The following is an 18078-nucleotide window of genomic DNA, read 5'->3' as shown; positions in this document are numbered from 1 at the left end:
TTCCTCCCATTATTTTGTTGTTAAATGAATATCATTTAACATCGCTTCCCACAAGCTATGATTGCCCTCCCATTTATCCACGTTCGGGAATTCTATTGAACATACTTTTTCTAAGGGACAATGTCTCTCTACCATCCCACTAACAGAAGTATGATTGATAAGTAAGACACTAAAATCTTTTTTTACTAATCTTGATAAAACATCTTGTAGCATTGCTGCATCTTCTAAATCCCCTTCTGTGCGAACAAATAATATACGATTAGAGGATTCCATTGCAGTAAGGAACCGTTGAATTCTACGTTCATATTTTTCCATTACTTCGAAATAGGAATCTAAGTTCTTCAGTGTATTTTTCCCACCATCAAAGTCATGGTTGGAAACAAAATTATAGCCATCGTCGGATACACAAATAAAATCATCTGCATATCCTATGACACGTAAGTTTTCATATTCCATAAATCCAAGGAATCTATTTTCAAGTACTAAGCTTACTGCTGATAGTTCTGGGCTTGCTAGCCAGTCAAGTACTCCAGAATAGGGCCTTAGATTATGCTTTTTTAGTTGTATAGATGCCAAGCAAAGATCTCCTAAGCTGAATATCGCATCATAATTCCCTTTAAGTTGAGCTAACTCCATTTTTTCACCTCCTACTAGTTAATTCACAAGTGTGGAATCAAATCATCCTCCTTGTTTAGTAGTTAATGCGGAAAAAAAGAATTAGAAAGGGCTAGATTCCTACTTATAAAAAATTTTCACGTCAAGAAAGGGAGTTTTATAAAAAAGTATCATGTCTTTTGATTATCCTATTTCTTGAAAATTTGTGTTAATAGGAAAAAAGAGCACCCTTAAAAAAAAATCTCGTTTTCGACTTGCTTTACGTCCTCATTCGTACTTTAGGTAAAGTGCGTCTTAGTAGAGAGTTTCCGCTAGGATTTTCGCTGCCGGGAGGGCGCTTTCCGTGGGGCGGGCGGTGAGCCTCCTCGGTCGCTATCACTCCACTGCGGGGTCTCACCTGTCCCGCTTAATCCCACAGGAGTCGCCTCCCTTTCGCTTCAATCCATTAGTGCAGGTTACTTAGCTAGAATGAAAGCCCTATTTTTGCAAGGAGAAACGATCATACTTCTATGTCGAGCAAAATAGACTTTCTTAACGAACAGCTATTATATCTTTGCTGTGTAGGCGACAAGTGTTTCGTTATTTATATAGGTTTTTAATCATGGCAGCCCATTTATAAAATGTATGATATACCATCTTGTAAGTAACGAAGAATTTGCACTTTGCACTTGTTACATACTTTTAGCTTTTCATTTACCGTTCATTTTCAACTATAATTTTCAATTCTAAATAAGTAGTATTCTTTTTTGCGACGAGTAACCGCAGGAGCATTCTCCATTAGATTGTAGCGAAAGGGGTGGCGACTCCGGCGGGAAAAGCGTTAGTCGAAGACCCTGGACTGAGCGCATGCGAAGGAAGCGGCTGAGGCAACGCCCGCGGAAAGCGTCCACCCCTGTAGCGAAAATCTCAGCGGAAACGACGCACTTTATCTAGAAACCGGTCGATAATATAAAATGGTTAATCAACAGGCGTGAAAAAGTATATAAGTTAATAGAATGGATTCCATTACAAATGAACATTTTTCATTTGAAGAACGACTATAAAAAGCTTGTCGGAAGGGCCGTAGCCACTTTCAACAAGCTAAATTTTTCTGTTTGTTTTATAGACTAATATGAAGCTTGGAGCGAGTGGAAACTGCAACACTAAAAAGATTATTAGTTAAAAATCATGTATTTAATATATTTATTTCTGGATTGAAGTTAATGACTTCCATAATAATTGGGGTCGCTGCTGGAATCTCAGAATCCTCTGTTAGCGATATTAGTAACGAACCAATTCCATCCTCGCCTGCTGTGTATGCAAAATTGTCGTCCATCTGTAATACACCATTAATATATACATTAAAATAACTATTATTTAAATTTAGTGTAGGCAAATCTTTAACAATTTCACCACGGTCATCTAAAAACTCGGATGCATTAATCTTATACGAACTCACTTCTGTTATGGTCTCGGGCACTTCATGAAAAAAACGAGCAACCATCGGTGAAGTTGACACACTTTGTTTAGGGATTACAGAAAGCTTAATAATTTTTAATGACAAACTTTTTCCTCCTTTTAAGATAAGCGGCATCTAACAACATATGAAGCCTAAGTAGAAGAGGTTATACAGAAACAAGAAAGTTCTTGAAAATGAGAACAAGGACCTAGTTCATACACATATTTTATTTTGCTTGGATACAATGATTTTATAGTTTGAAAATGGTTCCTATTTCATTTCAAATAACAGGAGGATTAGGATGAAAAACCAACCATATGTACCGCATAAAACGAATATGTATTTCCCGAAGCCTTTGATTATCCCACTTACGGTGAATAGAGTAGAGTCAAAAGTTACCCATTTGAAAGAAGCAAGCAGTCATGAATTTTTTGTGTTATCAGACGGAAATAAAAGGATTTATACGGAGAGTGACGCACTTAGTGAATATGGTATTCAAAAAATATTGGATCCGTCAACGGTCTCCTATATGAATCTTTTTATAAATGGTATTTTGCAACCAAAAGTGAACTATGAAGTTACAGAAGGAAAGATCGTGCTATTGACTGAAGATATTCCATCGGAAGAGTGCCCAATCATTTTACAGATGATTACAATTTGAGAAGTATTTGATGAAATACCGGAATCGCCCAATCTTTTTTCCTATGTTTAAAATAAGTATAGGGTATACGGTTAAAACAGGGAGATGTATATTTTGAAAATATTGCTAGCGACGTATTGGCCTATTCCGCATCTTGGTGGAGTATGGAATTACATGACACAGCTTAAAAATAAGTTGGAATTGCTCGGACATGAAGTGGATATGCTTGGTTACGATGAAGAAAATTTAGATATTTATCTAGTCAATGAAGGGAAGAAGGTTTCTAGAGATAAGTTGCTACCTTTATTGCAGGCTAAATTGAATACAAGAAATTATCCTGAGATTTATGAGAATAAACTGGTCGAGTATACAGAATTTCAACGGTATATTTTTGAACTTGGAGCAGCTTATTTTGGATTAGATAAATATGATTTGATACACACACAAGATGTTATTTCTACTGCATGTATAGATCGAATTCGTCCTCGTCATATCCCACTTGTAGCTACTTTGCATGGATCGGTGGCGCATGAAATACACCATCAGTTGACCACTATTCATAAATCGGCTAATTCTTATATTGCAAAAGCTTATTATGATGAGATAGAAAAGAATGGAGCAACTTCGTCTGAAATTACAATCGTAGCGAATAATTGGTTGAAAAATATTTTGACAGATGAATTTAAAGTGGCTGATAAACAAATAAAAGTACTCCGTTATGGATTTGATACGGAGAATTTTATTAAACAAATGAAAGTGAAGTCTCATATATCATCTCCGAGAAATAAAAAAATTATTATTTATACAGGGAGATTGACTGATTTGAAGGGCGTACAATATCTTCTTACGGCATTAAGTAAGTTAAAAAAAGTAAGAGAAGATTGGGTATGTTGGATTATTGGCTCAGGTACTGAGGAATCGAAACTACGCATTAAAAGCAAGGTTCTTGGGTTAGAAAGCCATGTGCATTTCTTAGGAAAACGTGATGATGTACCATATCTACTAGCAAAGTCAGATATATATGTTTTACCAACATTGTTAGAAAACCAGCCTTTATCACTTATTGAATCACAAATAGCAGGAAAGGCGGCCATTGTAAGTGATGTAGGAGGGCTTCCTGAAATGGTAGAACATAAAGTGACAGGCTTGTTAACACCTCCTGCTGATTCTGACATGCTGTATGAAAACTTGAATTTGTTATTAAGCAACGAACAGCTTCGTAAAAACTTGGGATCTAATGCGAAAAAATGGGGAATGACACATTGGTCAATTGATCAAGGAATAAAGAGTCTTTTAGAAGTTTATCAAGAAGCCATTTCAATGAGAAAGAATGGTGAACAAGATGTCCCGAATGATTCAATTCTTTAAAGTTTTATTCTTATCTTGGTTCGAAAAAGGAAAGGCTTTTTGTAAAAGGATATGGAATACTGTCTTTGGGAAAAAAGAAGAATTAGAAGATAAAGAAGATGTATCAGCAGCCAAATACAGCTCTTTATTTTCCGAGTCTCAAACAGAGGAGGATATACTCGTTTCTGGAAAGGTGTGGGACCGAGTAAAAGATGTATTACCGGAAAAATATACTTTTCCGAACCCTGATACAATGGATTTCTTTTCATCTCTGAAAGCAGATTCCTATGACATGTTATTTCACAAACCTTCCCCAGCTCCTGCAATGTATGTAGATCGTGATGTATGGAATGAAATTGAGAAAAACTTACCGGGAAACTACGTATTACCGAGTCCGCTCTTTGATAAAACGTTGAAACCGATGGGCAGTGAGTATTATGATAGCCTGTTCACACGTCCGCTAGGAGCACCAAAAGTTTTTGTAGATAATCGAATTTGGGAAAAAATTTTGACGAACCTTCCAGAGAATTATTGTCTCCCTGATCCTGAATCTAATTTACTTGTGCATCCTCCCCAAGGTAATAGTTATATTTCAACGGCAGCAACACCTCAGTTAGACAAATCTTTTTAACTTTAGAAATCTATTTCGATGAATGAGCTCTGGTGAAAGAAACCATTCATTCATCTTTTTTTGAAAGAGTAGAGCTTCGATTTGGTATGTGTCCCATAAGTTGACCTAAGTAGTGCATATAATATGGAAAACTGGATAGGAGACTAAATATGAAGGTAATCGTTTCAGGTGGAGCTGGTTTTATAGGTTCACATCTCGTGGATGAACTTATTTCAAGAGGGGTAGAAGTCCATATTTTGGATAATTTAGTTTCTGGAAAGCTCGAACAGGTAAATCCACATGCTCATATGTATGTCGTTGATATATGTAGTGAAGAGGCAAGGAGAATCGTAGTAGATGTTCAGCCAGATGCATTTTTCCACTTAGCAGCACAAGCCGATGTGGGGAAATCTGTTCAGCATCCTAAGTATGATGCTGATGTAAATATTATTGGAACGATTAATATGTTAGAAGCATGTCGACAGGCAAAAGTGAGGAAATTTATTTTTGCTAGCACTTCGGCTGTATATGGAAACTTGAGCAAAGATCTCCTTTCAGAAAAAGATGTTTCAATACCTGCATCTTATTACGGTCTTTCTAAGATGACTGCGGAGTCTTACATAAGGCTTTTTTATGAGCTTTATAGACAATCGTATACAATTCTTCGATATGCAAACGTTTATGGACCTAGGCAAAAGCCTAAAGGGGAAGGCGGAGTAGTGGCTGTTTTTCTCGACCGAATTAAAAAAGGTGGACATATTCACGTACATGGGGATGGACAACAAACTAGAGATTTTATTTATGTTAAAGATATAGTGGCGGCTAATATTGCAGCTTTAGATCGGGGGGCGCAGGAAACAATACAAGTCAGTACCTCACAAAGAACTTCTATTAATGAAATCTTAGGTCTGTTAACGGATACTTATGGTATTTCCGTGGACAAAGAATTCACAGATGCAAGAGAAGGAGATATTAAGCACAGTTGCCTTTGTAATGAAAAAGCGAAAAAGTTATTGAACTGGAATCCTGCTTACAAAATAGGAGAAGGATTAAAAGAAACACATGCTTATCATAATGAATTGGATGAATAGGGAAAGTTGGTATGAGTAAGGAGGAAGGGTATTGATAGGGCATAAATTCTTAACTAAGTGGATGAAGTTATGACAATTAAGCCTAAGTTAATGATAACAGGAGCAAATGGTTTTACTGGTATTCATGCTTGCGATTACTTTAAGAACGCTGGGTATGAAATAATAGCTGTCTCTAGAACTTTTTCCAAAAGTGCATCTAGTAAAGGTATTGATTTGGAGTATTGTGATCTAACTAACCGACATCAAGTGAACGACCTAATACAAAAAACAAAACCAGACATTTTACTTCATCTTGCTGGACAAAATCATGTTCAAAAGTCTTGGGAAGATCCTATTACATCATTTGAAGCGAATGTGATGTCTACAGTATTTTTAGTCGATGCAATCCGTAAAGTGAATATCAACTGCAAAGTAATTATTGTTGGTTCTGTTCTTCAATTCGATATAGGCGAGATTAGCTCTCTTCTACATCCATATAGTCTAAGTAAAACTATTCAAGTGTTAGTTGCGCAGTCTTGGGAATTATTGTATGGAATGACAATTATGATTGCAAAGCCTACTAATTTAATTGGTCCTGGAGTTTCAAATGGTGTTTGTTCGATTTTAGCAAAGAAAGTTTCCGAGATGGAGTTAAAGAATGCAGATAAAGTACTTGTTGTGAATAATTTATTTGCACAGAGAGATTTTATCGATGTGAGGGATGTTATTCGTGCATATGAGGTAATTTTCAAAGTAGGAGAATCGGGATTAGTTTATGATATTTCTTCTGGTCATCCAAGGTATTTAAAGGAAATTACAGATACTTTGAAAACCTTATCCAATGTAGATTTCACGATACAAACTATGGAGGACACTATAGAAAATATTAATATTATCACCTCATCTAAGGTACTTTTTGATGCTGGGTGGAATCCTCTTATACCGTTTGAAAAATCTATGGAAGATCTTCTTCATTATCATAGAGACCAAATTTTATAACTAGATACACATGATGATTCACCATTTTATTCAATTTAGTTGTTTCGGCAGGGATTTGCGCTACAGAGTCGGACGCGGGAATGGCTTCGGCCGAAGTTCGGTCCAGAGTCTTCAGCTCGGTGCTCCTGCGGTTACTCGTCGCAGAAAACATCTGCTATTCTCGTTGGTGTCGCCGCCTCTTTCGCTCCAGTCCAATGGAGCATGTCAGAAGCTTTCAGTATATCTATCTATTGAAAATTTTTCCAACTAAATGTGCTGAAATTCCAACTAAAACGCAGAGTGACAGATGGGGAAGTAAATAAAAATAGAAAAGCATTGAAAAATAGAAAATGGACCATCACATTTTATCGTTAAGCCCTATGATTACGAACCTATATAGATAGAGATTTACTTCATGCCGAAGCGCGTCGGGCCGCATGAGCCGAAGTATGAGACCCACTTGGGCGTAGCACAAGTTGGCTCATGCAAGGTATGGCAAGCGCGAAGGTATAGTGGCTATTCACTATGACAAACTATTTAGCGTAAATTTTCAAGAAATAGAATAATCAACAGACATATCCCTAGATATTAAAATAGTTATTATTTATTTGCACATTTTTCTGAAAATAAAGTAACGATCGTTTGTGGAAAATGTGGTATTTTTAATATATATGGAAATGCACGAAAGGTGGAGTAAGCAAAATGTTAGGGCAAAAAAGAATAAGAGACTACGGAGTACAAATAGGTAGACTAGAAACGGGGAAATACAACGCCATTACAGACGTAGCAGGTATTACAGTTGGACAAGTTACTTTAAGTGAGGGAAATATGCAGACAGGGGTAACTGCTATTATTCCACATCCAGGAAATACATTTAAGGAAAAACTAATTGCATCCTCGCATGTGATCAATGGTTTCGGAAAGTCGATGGGGACAATCCAAATTAATGAACTAGGAACTTTGGAAACGCCTATTTTATTAACAAATACATTAAGCATTGGAACAGCAGCTGATGGACTAATCGAATATATGCTAGAAGACAATCCAGAAATCGGCAGAACGACTGGAACCGTAAATCCTATTGTTGGTGAATGTAATGATATGTTTTTGAATGACGTTAGAGCGCGCTTTGTAGAAAAAGAGCATGTATTGGAAGCATTAAACAACACATCAACAGAATTCCTAGAAGGCGTTGCTGGAGCAGGTACTGGCATGCTCTGCTATTCATTAAAAGGCGGTATTGGGACAGCTTCTAGGCTGATGGAAATGGATCATGGAACATACACGATGGGAGTACTTGTTGTTACGAATTTTGGTATTTTAAGTGATTTACGTGTGAATGGAAAAGCAGTTGGACAAGAGTTGAAAGAGGCAATTTTGCAAACGAAGGAAGAGCAAGATAAAGGATCTATTATGATGGTTGTTGGGACAGATCTCCCAGTATCGGAAAGACAGCTGAATCGAATTTTAAAAAGAACGGTGACAGGTTTATCACGAACTGGCTCGATTATTACAACTGGAAGTGGGGAAGTTGTTTTTGGTTTTTCAACAGCAACAAAAATTCCGCATGATAAGCCTTCGGAATGTTTGTCTTACTCAACGATTCATGAAGAAGATATGGACTTAGCATTTCGAGCAGTTGGAGAGGCAATTGAAGAGGCAGTACTGAATTCGTTAGTAACTGCAACGCATGTAGTTGGTAGAGATGGCAATGAAAGACCTGCTTTACAGGATTTATTAGCTCAATATAATATTAAGCTTGTATAGGAAACGATATTCTTGAATGAAGGGGAAGGGATAATGATAGATAGAAAATTATTCGCTGCTTTTCTTACTTCTGTATTGTCTTACTTTCTATTGCCTCTTGTTATTATGCAGCCATATGGTACTTATTTTGAAGTAGCGTTTGCTGTGAGTATTGTAACGGTTCCTATTATCTTTACGTATGGAATTTTTACTTCGATTTTAGCGGATCGTATTGCTCGCAAAGGTGAAGCTACGATAGAGCCTATACTGTTTTTATTGCATATAGGTTTTGGTGTCTGTTTCACAGGAGTAGCTTTTTTAATCTTTTATCCTGTAATCGAAGAGGACTTTTTTATGTATGCAGGAATAGTTTTTAAATGTGGAATGGTATGTTCCTTAATTTATTATGTATTTGATTTCTTGTGTAAAAAATTTCTACGAATATAAAGTTGCTACTATATTAGAAGTATTTATAAGTAAGGAGGATGTTCATGAATATTTCTGCCATGCTGAAAATGACTATATCGATGGCTATTTTCGGATCCATTGGCTTTTTTACAGTGAAAACGGGTATTCCAGCAGCTGAGCTAGTGTTTGTACGATGTATTTGTGCAACTCTTTTCTTAGGGGCATGTTGGTTTATTACTGGTCAGCACAGAGTTGAAGTTTGGAACAAACGAGAAGTTATACAAACAATGATATGTGGTGTTTTTCTAGTATTGAACTGGGTGTTTTTGTTTAAAGCTTTTGAAGAAATGTCTATTACAATTGCGATTTCTATTTATAATTTAGCACCTATATTTGTTTTGATCATCGGAAGTTTGTTTTTAAAAGAGAGAATGACGATGACATCATTGTTTGCTATCGTAGTATGCTTTCTTGGAAGTATATTCATAATAGGCATTCAAAACTTCACCACGCCATCAAGTTTCATGAGCTCTGGATTTGTTTGGGCACTGCTATCAGCTGTATGCTATGCGATGACGATGATACTTGGAAAAGGAATTAAAGGATTAAGTGCGTATGCAATGACCTTTGTGCAAACTTCGATGGGTATTTTAATGCTGTTCCCATTTATGAATTATGATGTTTTCAACGGATTAAGCATGTCGAATTGGTTATACATATTAGGGACAGGCTTGATACATACAGGCTTTGTTTACTATTTATTTTTTGATAGTTTAAGAAAACTATCGACCGTTATTATTTCCGCATTGGTTTTTGTTGATCCAGTAGTAGCGATATTACTCGATACACTGCTTTTAGATTTCCGCCCGTCTATTTTACAAACTGTTGGGATTGCACTTATTTTTGGAGGAATTATTTATACGCTTGTTAAACCGAATATACTTCAGGTAGAAAACACCATTCAGAAATTATGAATGGTGTTTTTAATTATTTAATGAAAAGAATAATAATAATTAAGTTTAATATACTAGCTTAAAGTGTTATTTCATTTTTAGGAAACTACTTTAAGAGGAGTTATAGTATGGGACTGTATACCGTTAAAAGGTTAGTAGCTATCGTCATTACTTTATTCATGATTATTACATTGACTTTCTTTCTTATGCATTCTATTCCTGGTGGTCCTTTTACAGGAGAGAAAAATGTTCCTGAAGTGGTAATGAAAGCATTAAACGAAAAGTATCATTTGGACGACCCTTTGTGGAAACAGTATGTCGATTATTTGAAAAGTGTAGCGCAGTTTGATCTAGGGCCTTCTTTTAAATACGAAGGAATGACTGTCAATGAGTTAATAAAGGCTGGTTTGCCTGTCTCAGCAAAGGTTGGGTTATTCTCCATTATTCTTATTTTATTGGTAGGTATACCAATTGGAATTTTTGCGGCCCTTTATCAAAATAAATGGCCTGACACGTTGGCAATGTTACTGGCGACATTAGGTGTCACGATTCCTTCATTTGTAGTTGGGACAATACTCCTTTATGTATTTTCGCTAAAACTAGGCTGGACACCTGCTTATGGAATTGACCAATGGCAAGGATATATCTTACCTGTTGTAGCACTTTCAGGATACTCACTGTCTTTTATTTCTAGATTGACTAGGTCAAGCATGATCGAAGTTTTTCAGCAAGACTATATGCGAACTGCTAGGGGAAAGGGGTTACGAACTTCCAAAATTATTGTGAAACATGGTCTTAGAAATGGCTTAATACCTGTAGTGACGGTAGTAGGGCCACTTATTGCCGCTATGCTTACGGGTTCATTCGTAATTGAAAAGATTTTCGCACTTCCTGGGATTGGCCGGCATTTTGTACAAAGTATAACGAATAGAGATTACACAACTATTATGGGAATTACTATATTTTATGCTGTTATATTAGTAGTCATCATATTTATCGTGGATTTAATCTATGGATTAATTGATCCCCGAATTAAATTAAATAAGGGGACGAAGTGATATGGCAAAAGATTCAATAGAAAATGCGATGTCTCAAAAACGGCCTGTTATAGATCCTTCCCTATGGAACCAACTTTTGGAAATCGAAAAGGATGAAAAGAGTCTATCTCATATTAGTTTGACTTACTCACAGGATGTTTGGAGAAGGTTAAGGAGTAATAAGGGAGCGCTCTTCGGTTTAATTATCATCATAGCTCTTATTCTATTTGCACTTATTGGGCCATTACTGACCAATCATTCATATGATGATGGAACTTTAACTTTGTCTAATATCCCACCGAGATACGAAATATATAAAGTGAATAACGAGTATTTTTATCTTCATAAAAACCTGAAATTATATTTGACGGAGGAAGATGGAAGTATTATTAAAATGCTAGAAAAAGATAGTGAAGATTTGTTTAAAAAACAACTTATTTATGCAGTTGGAAATGGCAATTTAATAATTGATTACAGCACAAAAAATATATTAACGCTCATCGATGAAAATGGAACCACTTTTGAAAGTTATAAAAACGTTGCGAACAAAACTAATTTATTGGGCACGGATCATTTAGGAAGAGACTTATTAACGAGAATTATGTATGGGGCAAGGGTTTCTCTTCTTGTAGCTGTAGTTGCTGCACTGGTCAATTTTGTTATTGGAATGATGTATGGAGGAATTGCAGGTTATTTCGGGGGAAAAGTAGATAATATCATGATGAGAATCGTGGATATTATTAGTATTATTCCATTAACTTTATACGTTATTTTAATAATGGTTGTTCTTAATTCTGGGCTATTAAGCATCATAATTGCTCTAGGATCTGTATATTGGGTTGATATGGCCAGAGTAGTTCGTGGACAGATGCTCTCTTTGAAAGAGGAAGAATTTGTTTATGCCGCTAAAACGATTGGAACGAAGCCACTAAAAATAATAACAACTCATCTTTTACCAAATGCTATGGGAGCAATAATCGTTACATTAACGATGCTTATTCCAAGTGCCATTTTTACGGAAGCGTTTATGAGTTTTATAGGACTAGGTGTCACTGCCCCAATGGCCTCATGGGGAACGCTTTGCAACGAGGCGTTAGAATCGATTCGGTCATTTTCCTATCAGTTGTTTTTTCCTTCTATCGCAATTTGTATTACAATGATTGCTTTTAATCTAATGGGAGATGGCTTAAGAGATGCTTTGGACCCGAAGCTTCGTAAATAGTTTTCACTTAATTCAGGAGGTGTGGCATGAAGCAAACAATGAATGAAAATACACCATTACTTAAAGTAAATCATTTGCAAACATCGTTTTTTACACACTTTGGTGAAGTGAAAGCAGTTAGGGATGTTGATTTCACTATAAACAAAGGTGAGGTTGTTGGAGTTGTAGGTGAATCAGGAAGCGGAAAAAGTGTAACAGCTTTGTCCATTCTTAAATTGCTTCAACATCCCGGAAAGATCATAAATGGCAACATCACTTACAAAGGTGAAGACTTGGCTCGTAAATCGGAGAAAGAGATGAGGAACATACGAGGGAATGAAATATCGATGATTTTTCAAGACCCAATGACGTCATTAAATCCCTTAATTACGGTAGGTGAACAAATTATTGAAACAATTTTAGAACATCAGTCTTTAAATAAGAAGCAAGCAAGAGAAAAGGCGTTACAGCTTTTGAAAATGGTGAAGATACCAGATGCTGAAAAGCGAATGACTGATTACCCTTTTGAATTTAGTGGAGGAATGCGACAACGTGTAATGATTGCGATAGCGCTTTGTTGTGATCCTGGATTACTTATAGCTGATGAACCAACGACTGCACTTGATGTAACGACTCAATCACAAATTTTAAAATTGATGAAAAGTCTTAAGTCGGAATTTAATGCATCCATCATGCTTATTACACATGACCTTGGTGTAGTAGCGGATATATGCTCAAAAATAATCGTTATGTACGGTGGCATGATTATGGAGGAAGGGACAGTAGAGGATATATTCTACCACTCCAAACATCCTTATACGCAAGGGCTTTTAAAGTCAGTACCTAAGTTAGATATGGATCAAAACAAGCGTCTTGAACCAATTAAAGGTTCTCCACCTAACTTGATAAATCCCACTGAAGGATGTCCGTTTGCACCAAGATGCGATTACGCTATGAAAATATGTACCATTTCTTGCCCACAATATACGTATATACAAGAGGGGCACAGATCTATGTGCTGGGTTTTACACGAAGAAGCACCTTTAAGTGACTTCGTGAGTACAGGGGGTACAAAGGATGTCTAATGAAAATATGTTGGAAGTGCATCAGCTGAAAAAGTATTTTCATATGGGCAAGAAGCTATTTAGTAAAGAGCCTACTTTATTAAAAGCGGTAGATGATGTTAGTTTTTCAATTAAGAAAGGTGAAACTCTTGGATTGGTTGGCGAATCGGGATGTGGTAAGTCGACAATAGCTCGAACAATTATTAGGCTTCACGATTCAACGTCAGGAAAAATAGTATTAGACGGGGTTGATATTACTGATCTAAAGGAAACGGAATTAAAATCCCATCGGAAAAAAATGCAAATGATTTTTCAAGATCCATACGCTTCCTTGAATTCTAGAATGACAGTAAAGGACATCATTTCGGAACCACTTTTAGTGCATCAAAGTAATTCTAGACATGAAAGAATGGATATTATCGAAAATTTATTGAATAAAGTAGGGTTGAAAAAAGAGCATGCGACTAGATATCCACATGAATTTAGTGGCGGACAAAGACAACGAATTGGTATTGCAAGAGCTCTGGCAGTTAACCCAGGTTTCGTAATATGTGATGAACCAATCTCTGCACTAGACGTTTCGATTCAAGCGCAAGTAGTAAATATGCTACAAGATTTGCAGGAAGAGATGGGATTGACTTACTTATTTATCGCACATGACCTGTCGATGGTGAAATATATATCTAATCGTATGGGCGTAATGTATTTAGGGAAGCTAGTTGAAATTGCAAATAGTGAAGATGTATATAAAAATCCTGCACATCCTTATACAAAAGCATTACTATCTTCTGTACCTTATTTGGATCCGAAAGCGTTGAAAAGAGAAGAAGATGCACTATTAGATGGAGATATGCCAAGTCCGTTAAATCCTCCAAAGGGATGCCGATTTGTTTCTAGATGTAAATATGCAATGGAAGTATGCAAACGAGAAGAACCGAAGCTCAAAGAAGTAGGTACGGAACATATGGCAGCTTGCCATTTATATTAAAAATTGAAAGGGGAAGTTGATGAAAAAGAGAGGGAAGTTTTTATTATTCTATGTCATTCTTTTTATGTTAATTGTAGGATGTAGTTCAACTCAAACAGAAACAAAAGAAGAGGAAACAAAGGCACCAGATCCAGTTGCACCGGATACTGGGGAAGTGGAAAGTAAGGATTCTCAAAAGATTGTTTATGTACTCAACAATGAAGCAGATAAGCTAGATCCAGGGCTTACCGCAGAAACGTATGCTTCTCCAATTTTGTCGAATGTGTTTGAAGGATTAGTACAGGTGAATGATAAATACGAGCCAATTGAAGGTGTGGCGAAGTCGTGGGAAGTTAGTGATGATGGTCTTATATACACATTTAATATTAGAGAAGATGCTAAGTGGTCGGACGGAACTCCACTGACTGCGAATGACTTTTTCTATTCTTGGACGAGAGTAATGACAGCTGCAACTGCTTCTGACTATTCATTCATGATGTATCCGTACATTAAAAATGGAGAAAAGTTTTTCAACGGAGAGGTAGGGGCCGATCAATTAGGTATTAAAGTTGTAAATGACACGACATTGGAGGTCACGTTAGAATCTCCAGTTCCTTATATGATGCAAATGTTTGCTTTTTCTTCCTATTTTCCTGTTCAGAAAAGTGCAGTTGAAAAAGATCCAGAAGCATGGCATAGAAACCCAGCAACCTATGTTAGTAATGGACCTTTTAAGGTGCAAGAATTAAACTTCGGAGAGTCGTATATCTTAGTTAAAAATGAAAACTACTGGGGTAAAGATGACGTGAAGCTTGAAGAAATTAAATTCAGTATTGTACCAGAGCAAGCAACTGGCCTTACAGCTCTAGAATCAAACACCGTGGACGGTATTAACGGAGTTCCTACAGCGGAAATAGCTAGATTAAAATCGAGTGATGATCGCTTAATTGTTCTTCCTGCACTAGGTACTACTTATTTCTTGTTTAACAATCAAGTTAAGCCTTTAGATGATGAACGAGTTAGAAAAGCATTATCTTTAGCTCTAAATCGAAAAGAAATTGTTGAGAATGTCACACAAGGGGGGCAACAGCCAGCGTTTGCTCTCGTACCAAATGGCATGATTTTGGAAGGGGAAGACTTTAGAGAAGCAGGCGGATCTTATGGATTAACAGAAACTGGAGATATTGAAGAAGCAAAGAGATTACTTGCTGAAGCTGGTTTTCCAAATGGCGAAGGTTTTCCTAAATTATCTTTAAAGTATTATTCAAATGATACGGCTAAAAAAGTAACAGAAGCGTTACAACAAATGTGGAAGAAAAACTTGAATATTGATTTAGAATTGAAATCTGCTGAATGGAAGGTTTATTATAATGAGATTTCAAGTTATGATTATGCTATTGGAAATATGGGATGGGGCGGAGATTATGCGCATCCAATGACGTTCTTAGATGTATTTGCTTCACAAAGTCCAAATAATACAACGAATTGGAAAAGTGAAGAATATGATAAATACCTAGAACTTGCTAAAAGAGAATTAGATCCAGCAAAATCACTTGAAGCGATGCATAATGCAGAAAATATTTTGATAGAAGAGATGAGAATTCTTCCTATTTATCATAGTACAAATGTAATGATGATGGCTGAGCATGTGAAGGGCTGGAATAGAAGTATTCTTGGTAATATTTATTTCCGAAATGCTTATGTGGAAGGTAGAGAATAGTAATGGAGCAAAAAAATCCAATTGCAACAATTAGTATGTCCAATGGCAATAAAATTCGTGTGGAGCTGTTCCCAGAAGTTGCACCAAATACAGTAAGAAATTTTATCGACCTTGCGAATAGTCACTTTTTTGACGGTTTAACGTTCCATCGAACAATTTCTGGATTCATGATTCAAGGTGGAGATCCACTTAATACGTGTGAAGGTGGACCAGGCTATTGCATTAAAGGTGAATTTGAAGAAAATGGGCATCCTAATGATATAAAGCATGTCGAAGGTGTCATATCAATGGCAAGAGCGGGAGATCCAAATTCGGCTGGCTCACAATTTTTCATCATGCACAAACCAGCGGCTCGATTAGACGGAAAATATGCCGCGTTTGGTAAGGTAATTGAAGGGTATGAAGAAGTAGAAAGAATTGCGAATGTGCGAACAGGTGAAAATGATAAACCGTTGGAGAAGCAAGAAATGGTGGAAGTGACAGTAGAACTTTTCGATGTAGTTTATGAAAAGCCAGAAACACTTGCAGAAGTCTGAACGACAAAAAAGAAAGTATATAAAAATGTACCATGAACACAGGGTTTTCGGTAGAGAGGATTTTGCTACAAGCGGACGCTTTCCGTGGGGAACGGCTTCAATCTCCTCGTAGCAAAAAGACGCTCCTGCGGTTACTCGTCACAGAAAACATCCGCTGTTCACACTCGAGTCGCCGCTTTTCACTACATCCATCCAGCTTATGGGAGTGTATTCATGCTCTTCCTGCTTAAGCCGACTCATGAAAGAGGAATAGAAAAAAGTTCATCAACACTTTTAATCAGAAAGAGTCCGACAATTTTCTTATGAAGTAAATCTGTCATTTGTTTCTACACTTTATGTCCAAATGTAGAAGTGTCTCTTTCTAAAAACCTACAAAGAGTCGCCCAAATTGCATCTTTGGCGACCTGCAAAGTAGATAGAAATGACTTGCTTCTCCTATTGCCAAAAGTATTTAACTATCTGGCACGGAAGTTTCTGGCGAGCAGAAGGCGAACATATGCCATCCGATGACCGAAGAAAAAGCTTGTTGGAAGTGGCGCAGCCACTCCCAACAAGCTTTAAAAATTTTATCGCTAAGATGTTTTTTTTATTTCTCAAAAATAGCTTGGATATCATCTAACATTAAGTTAGCAGCCAATACTCCACCAGCAGTGTTCCAAATAGCATCACTAACCTCATGAACATTTCCACTCTTCACAGCACTTAAATTATTCCAAAGAGGATCTGTAGTCCACTCTTTTGCTGTATCAAGAGCAGCAGGGTCACCTTGTGGAGCGTATGTGAAGTAGAATAGAACATCGCCATCCATTTTAGGAATAACCTCTTTCCCTACTTCTATAGCAAGATTCCCTAATTTGTTGTCAGCAGTAAATAATTCAGCTTGCTGAGCAGCACGTTTAAATCCAAGTTGATCGAAAATAACTCCGGAGAAGGAATCTGTATAGTAAATGCGAGATTTACCAGCCATGAATCGAACGACAGATACTTCTTGATTAACTTTATCACCAAGACTTTGCTTCACTTCTTCTAAGTGGACATCAAATTGGCTTAATACTTCCGTACCTTTATCTTCAAGGTTTAAAGCTTTTGCATATAATTTGAAGTTATCTTTCCAGTCGCCTCTTAAAGTTTCAGAAAAGACAGTTGGAGCAATTGCACTTAATTGATCATACACAGCTTCTTGACGTATTTTAGTACCTATAATTAAATCTGGTTTTAATGCAGCAATTTTCTCTAAATTAACTTCTCCCTCAGTTCCTACAACTTCTACGTCTTTCATCGCATCTGTAATATGATCGTACCAAGGGTCTCCTAGCCAAGATTGAACAGCTCCAACTGGAGTTACTCCTAATGAAAGAAGTGCTTCTGTCCCTTCGTTTGAAAGAATGACTATTTTTTCAGGTGTTTTGTCTATTGTTGTTGATCCCATTGAGTGTTCAACAGTATAGCTTGTATCTTCTGTTTTATTGCTTGTATCCTCTGTATTCTCAGCTTTTTCTTCTGTATTTCCACACGCAGCTAAAAATAAAATGCTCATGATAGAAATAAGCGTGAACAAAAGTTTAAAAGATTTCATCTTATAGTTCCTCCTAAATGTGATTGCCAATGATAATCATTTTCAATGCAAGTCTTATAATAAAGCCTATGTTGTCATTATGTCAACTTCTAAATGAAAATGATTTTCAAACTCATTGACAGTATGTAATAGGATAGAATAGACTTAGGTGTGTAAAATTCACTCTATTAAA

17 protein-coding genes are annotated in these 18078 nt (G+C 36.6%); 14 read left to right on the top strand and 3 right to left on the bottom strand.

All coding sequences use genetic code 11. From position 1 onward, the window contains the following. Positions 1-9: 9 nt before the first annotated feature. On the bottom strand, positions 10-636 hold the full coding sequence (locus RUH95_RS06885) for a DUF1796 family putative cysteine peptidase (protein ID WP_313892102.1): 627 nt from the start codon (positions 634-636) through the stop codon (positions 10-12). A 1144-nt stretch (positions 637-1780) separates the two neighbouring features. Continuing rightward, on the bottom strand, positions 1781-2158 hold the full coding sequence (locus RUH95_RS06880) for a DUF4183 domain-containing protein (protein ID WP_313892101.1): 378 nt from the start codon (positions 2156-2158) through the stop codon (positions 1781-1783). A 196-nt stretch (positions 2159-2354) separates the two neighbouring features. Here RUH95_RS06880 and RUH95_RS06875 point away from each other — a divergent pair, with 196 nt between their 5' ends. From RUH95_RS06875 to RUH95_RS06810, 14 genes are all read left to right on the top strand, one after another. Then, the gene (locus tag RUH95_RS06875) at positions 2355-2714 is read left to right on the top strand and encodes a DUF4183 domain-containing protein (protein WP_313892100.1); all 360 of its coding nucleotides are present in this window, start codon (positions 2355-2357) and stop codon (positions 2712-2714) included. Positions 2715-2807: 93 nt separating this feature from the next. After that, on the top strand, positions 2808-4061 hold the full coding sequence (locus RUH95_RS06870) for a glycosyltransferase family 4 protein (RefSeq protein WP_313892099.1): 1254 nt from the start codon (positions 2808-2810) through the stop codon (positions 4059-4061). Further along, positions 4045-4671: a hypothetical protein gene (locus RUH95_RS06865; protein ID WP_313892098.1), complete on the top strand. Its 627-nt coding sequence runs from the start codon at positions 4045-4047 to the stop codon at positions 4669-4671. The genes RUH95_RS06870 and RUH95_RS06865 overlap by 17 nt, the downstream gene beginning before the upstream one ends. Before the next feature lie 149 nt (positions 4672-4820). Further along, complete coding sequence (locus tag RUH95_RS06860; protein WP_313892097.1) at positions 4821-5741, top strand: NAD-dependent epimerase/dehydratase family protein; 921 nt, start codon at positions 4821-4823, stop codon at positions 5739-5741. A 69-nt stretch (positions 5742-5810) separates the two neighbouring features. After that, the gene (locus RUH95_RS06855; protein ID WP_313892096.1) at positions 5811-6719 is read left to right on the top strand and encodes an NAD-dependent epimerase/dehydratase family protein; all 909 of its coding nucleotides are present in this window, start codon (positions 5811-5813) and stop codon (positions 6717-6719) included. A 681-nt stretch (positions 6720-7400) separates the two neighbouring features. Then, on the top strand, positions 7401-8465 hold the full coding sequence (locus tag RUH95_RS06850) for a DmpA family aminopeptidase (RefSeq protein ID WP_313892095.1): 1065 nt from the start codon (positions 7401-7403) through the stop codon (positions 8463-8465). Between the two features lie 33 nt (positions 8466-8498). Continuing rightward, positions 8499-8891, top strand: a complete 393-nt coding sequence (locus RUH95_RS06845) for a hypothetical protein (RefSeq protein WP_313892094.1) — start codon at positions 8499-8501, stop codon at positions 8889-8891. 44 nt (positions 8892-8935) lie between these two features. Beyond that, positions 8936-9826: a DMT family transporter gene (locus RUH95_RS06840; RefSeq protein WP_313892093.1), complete on the top strand. Its 891-nt coding sequence runs from the start codon at positions 8936-8938 to the stop codon at positions 9824-9826. Positions 9827-9933: 107 nt separating this feature from the next. After that, positions 9934-10863 carry an ABC transporter permease gene (locus RUH95_RS06835; protein ID WP_313892092.1) on the top strand — a complete coding sequence of 310 codons (930 nt, stop codon included), beginning with the start codon at positions 9934-9936 and terminating at the stop codon, positions 10861-10863. A gap of 1 nt (position 10864) precedes the next feature. Continuing rightward, the gene (locus RUH95_RS06830) at positions 10865-12064 is read left to right on the top strand and encodes an ABC transporter permease (protein WP_313892091.1); all 1200 of its coding nucleotides are present in this window, start codon (positions 10865-10867) and stop codon (positions 12062-12064) included. Positions 12065-12090: 26 nt separating this feature from the next. Further along, positions 12091-13128, top strand: coding sequence for an ABC transporter ATP-binding protein (locus RUH95_RS06825; protein ID WP_397469484.1), 1038 nt, complete (start codon positions 12091-12093; stop codon positions 13126-13128). Further along, on the top strand, positions 13121-14095 hold the full coding sequence (locus RUH95_RS06820; protein WP_313892090.1) for an ABC transporter ATP-binding protein: 975 nt from the start codon (positions 13121-13123) through the stop codon (positions 14093-14095). The genes RUH95_RS06825 and RUH95_RS06820 overlap by 8 nt, the downstream gene beginning before the upstream one ends. 19 nt (positions 14096-14114) lie before the next feature. Further along, complete coding sequence (locus RUH95_RS06815) at positions 14115-15794, top strand: peptide ABC transporter substrate-binding protein (RefSeq protein ID WP_313892089.1); 1680 nt, start codon at positions 14115-14117, stop codon at positions 15792-15794. A 2-nt stretch (positions 15795-15796) separates the two neighbouring features. Then, entirely contained in the window at positions 15797-16330 is a 534-nt protein-coding gene (locus RUH95_RS06810; protein WP_313892088.1) for a peptidylprolyl isomerase, read from the top strand. 586 nt (positions 16331-16916) lie between these two features. On the opposite strand, the gene RUH95_RS06805 is transcribed toward RUH95_RS06810, so the two are convergent. After that, entirely contained in the window at positions 16917-17906 is a 990-nt protein-coding gene (locus RUH95_RS06805) for an ABC transporter substrate-binding protein (RefSeq protein ID WP_313892087.1), read from the bottom strand. Positions 17907-18078: the final 172 nt, after the last annotated feature.

The organism is Psychrobacillus sp. (assembly GCF_032154225.1).
Lineage (GTDB): Bacteria > Bacillota > Bacilli > Bacillales_A > Planococcaceae > Psychrobacillus.
This window is presented reverse-complemented; position numbering and strand designations above follow the sequence as displayed.

Bases quoted from the DNA above. Each gene is read 5' to 3' on its own strand.
- RUH95_RS06840 (WP_313892093.1), top strand. From the start codon at position 8,936: ATGAATATTTCTGCCATGCTGAAAATGACTATATCGATGGCTATTTTC.
- RUH95_RS06805 (WP_313892087.1), bottom strand. From the start codon at position 17,906: ATGAAATCTTTTAAACTTTTGTTCACGCTTATTTCTATCATGAGCATT.
- RUH95_RS06885 (WP_313892102.1), bottom strand. From the start codon at position 636: ATGGAGTTAGCTCAACTTAAAGGGAATTATGATGCGATATTCAGCTTA.
- RUH95_RS06865 (WP_313892098.1), top strand. From the start codon at position 4,045: ATGATTCAATTCTTTAAAGTTTTATTCTTATCTTGGTTCGAAAAAGGA.
- RUH95_RS06810 (WP_313892088.1), top strand. From the start codon at position 15,797: ATGGAGCAAAAAAATCCAATTGCAACAATTAGTATGTCCAATGGCAAT.
- RUH95_RS06855 (WP_313892096.1), top strand. From the start codon at position 5,811: ATGACAATTAAGCCTAAGTTAATGATAACAGGAGCAAATGGTTTTACT.
- RUH95_RS06825 (WP_397469484.1), top strand. From the start codon at position 12,091: ATGAAGCAAACAATGAATGAAAATACACCATTACTTAAAGTAAATCAT.
- RUH95_RS06875 (WP_313892100.1), top strand. From the start codon at position 2,355: ATGAAAAACCAACCATATGTACCGCATAAAACGAATATGTATTTCCCG.
- RUH95_RS06830 (WP_313892091.1), top strand. From the start codon at position 10,865: ATGGCAAAAGATTCAATAGAAAATGCGATGTCTCAAAAACGGCCTGTT.
- RUH95_RS06845 (WP_313892094.1), top strand. From the start codon at position 8,499: ATGATAGATAGAAAATTATTCGCTGCTTTTCTTACTTCTGTATTGTCT.
- RUH95_RS06835 (WP_313892092.1), top strand. From the start codon at position 9,934: ATGGGACTGTATACCGTTAAAAGGTTAGTAGCTATCGTCATTACTTTA.
- RUH95_RS06820 (WP_313892090.1), top strand. From the start codon at position 13,121: ATGTCTAATGAAAATATGTTGGAAGTGCATCAGCTGAAAAAGTATTTT.
- RUH95_RS06815 (WP_313892089.1), top strand. From the start codon at position 14,115: ATGAAAAAGAGAGGGAAGTTTTTATTATTCTATGTCATTCTTTTTATG.
- RUH95_RS06860 (WP_313892097.1), top strand. From the start codon at position 4,821: ATGAAGGTAATCGTTTCAGGTGGAGCTGGTTTTATAGGTTCACATCTC.
- RUH95_RS06850 (WP_313892095.1), top strand. From the start codon at position 7,401: ATGTTAGGGCAAAAAAGAATAAGAGACTACGGAGTACAAATAGGTAGA.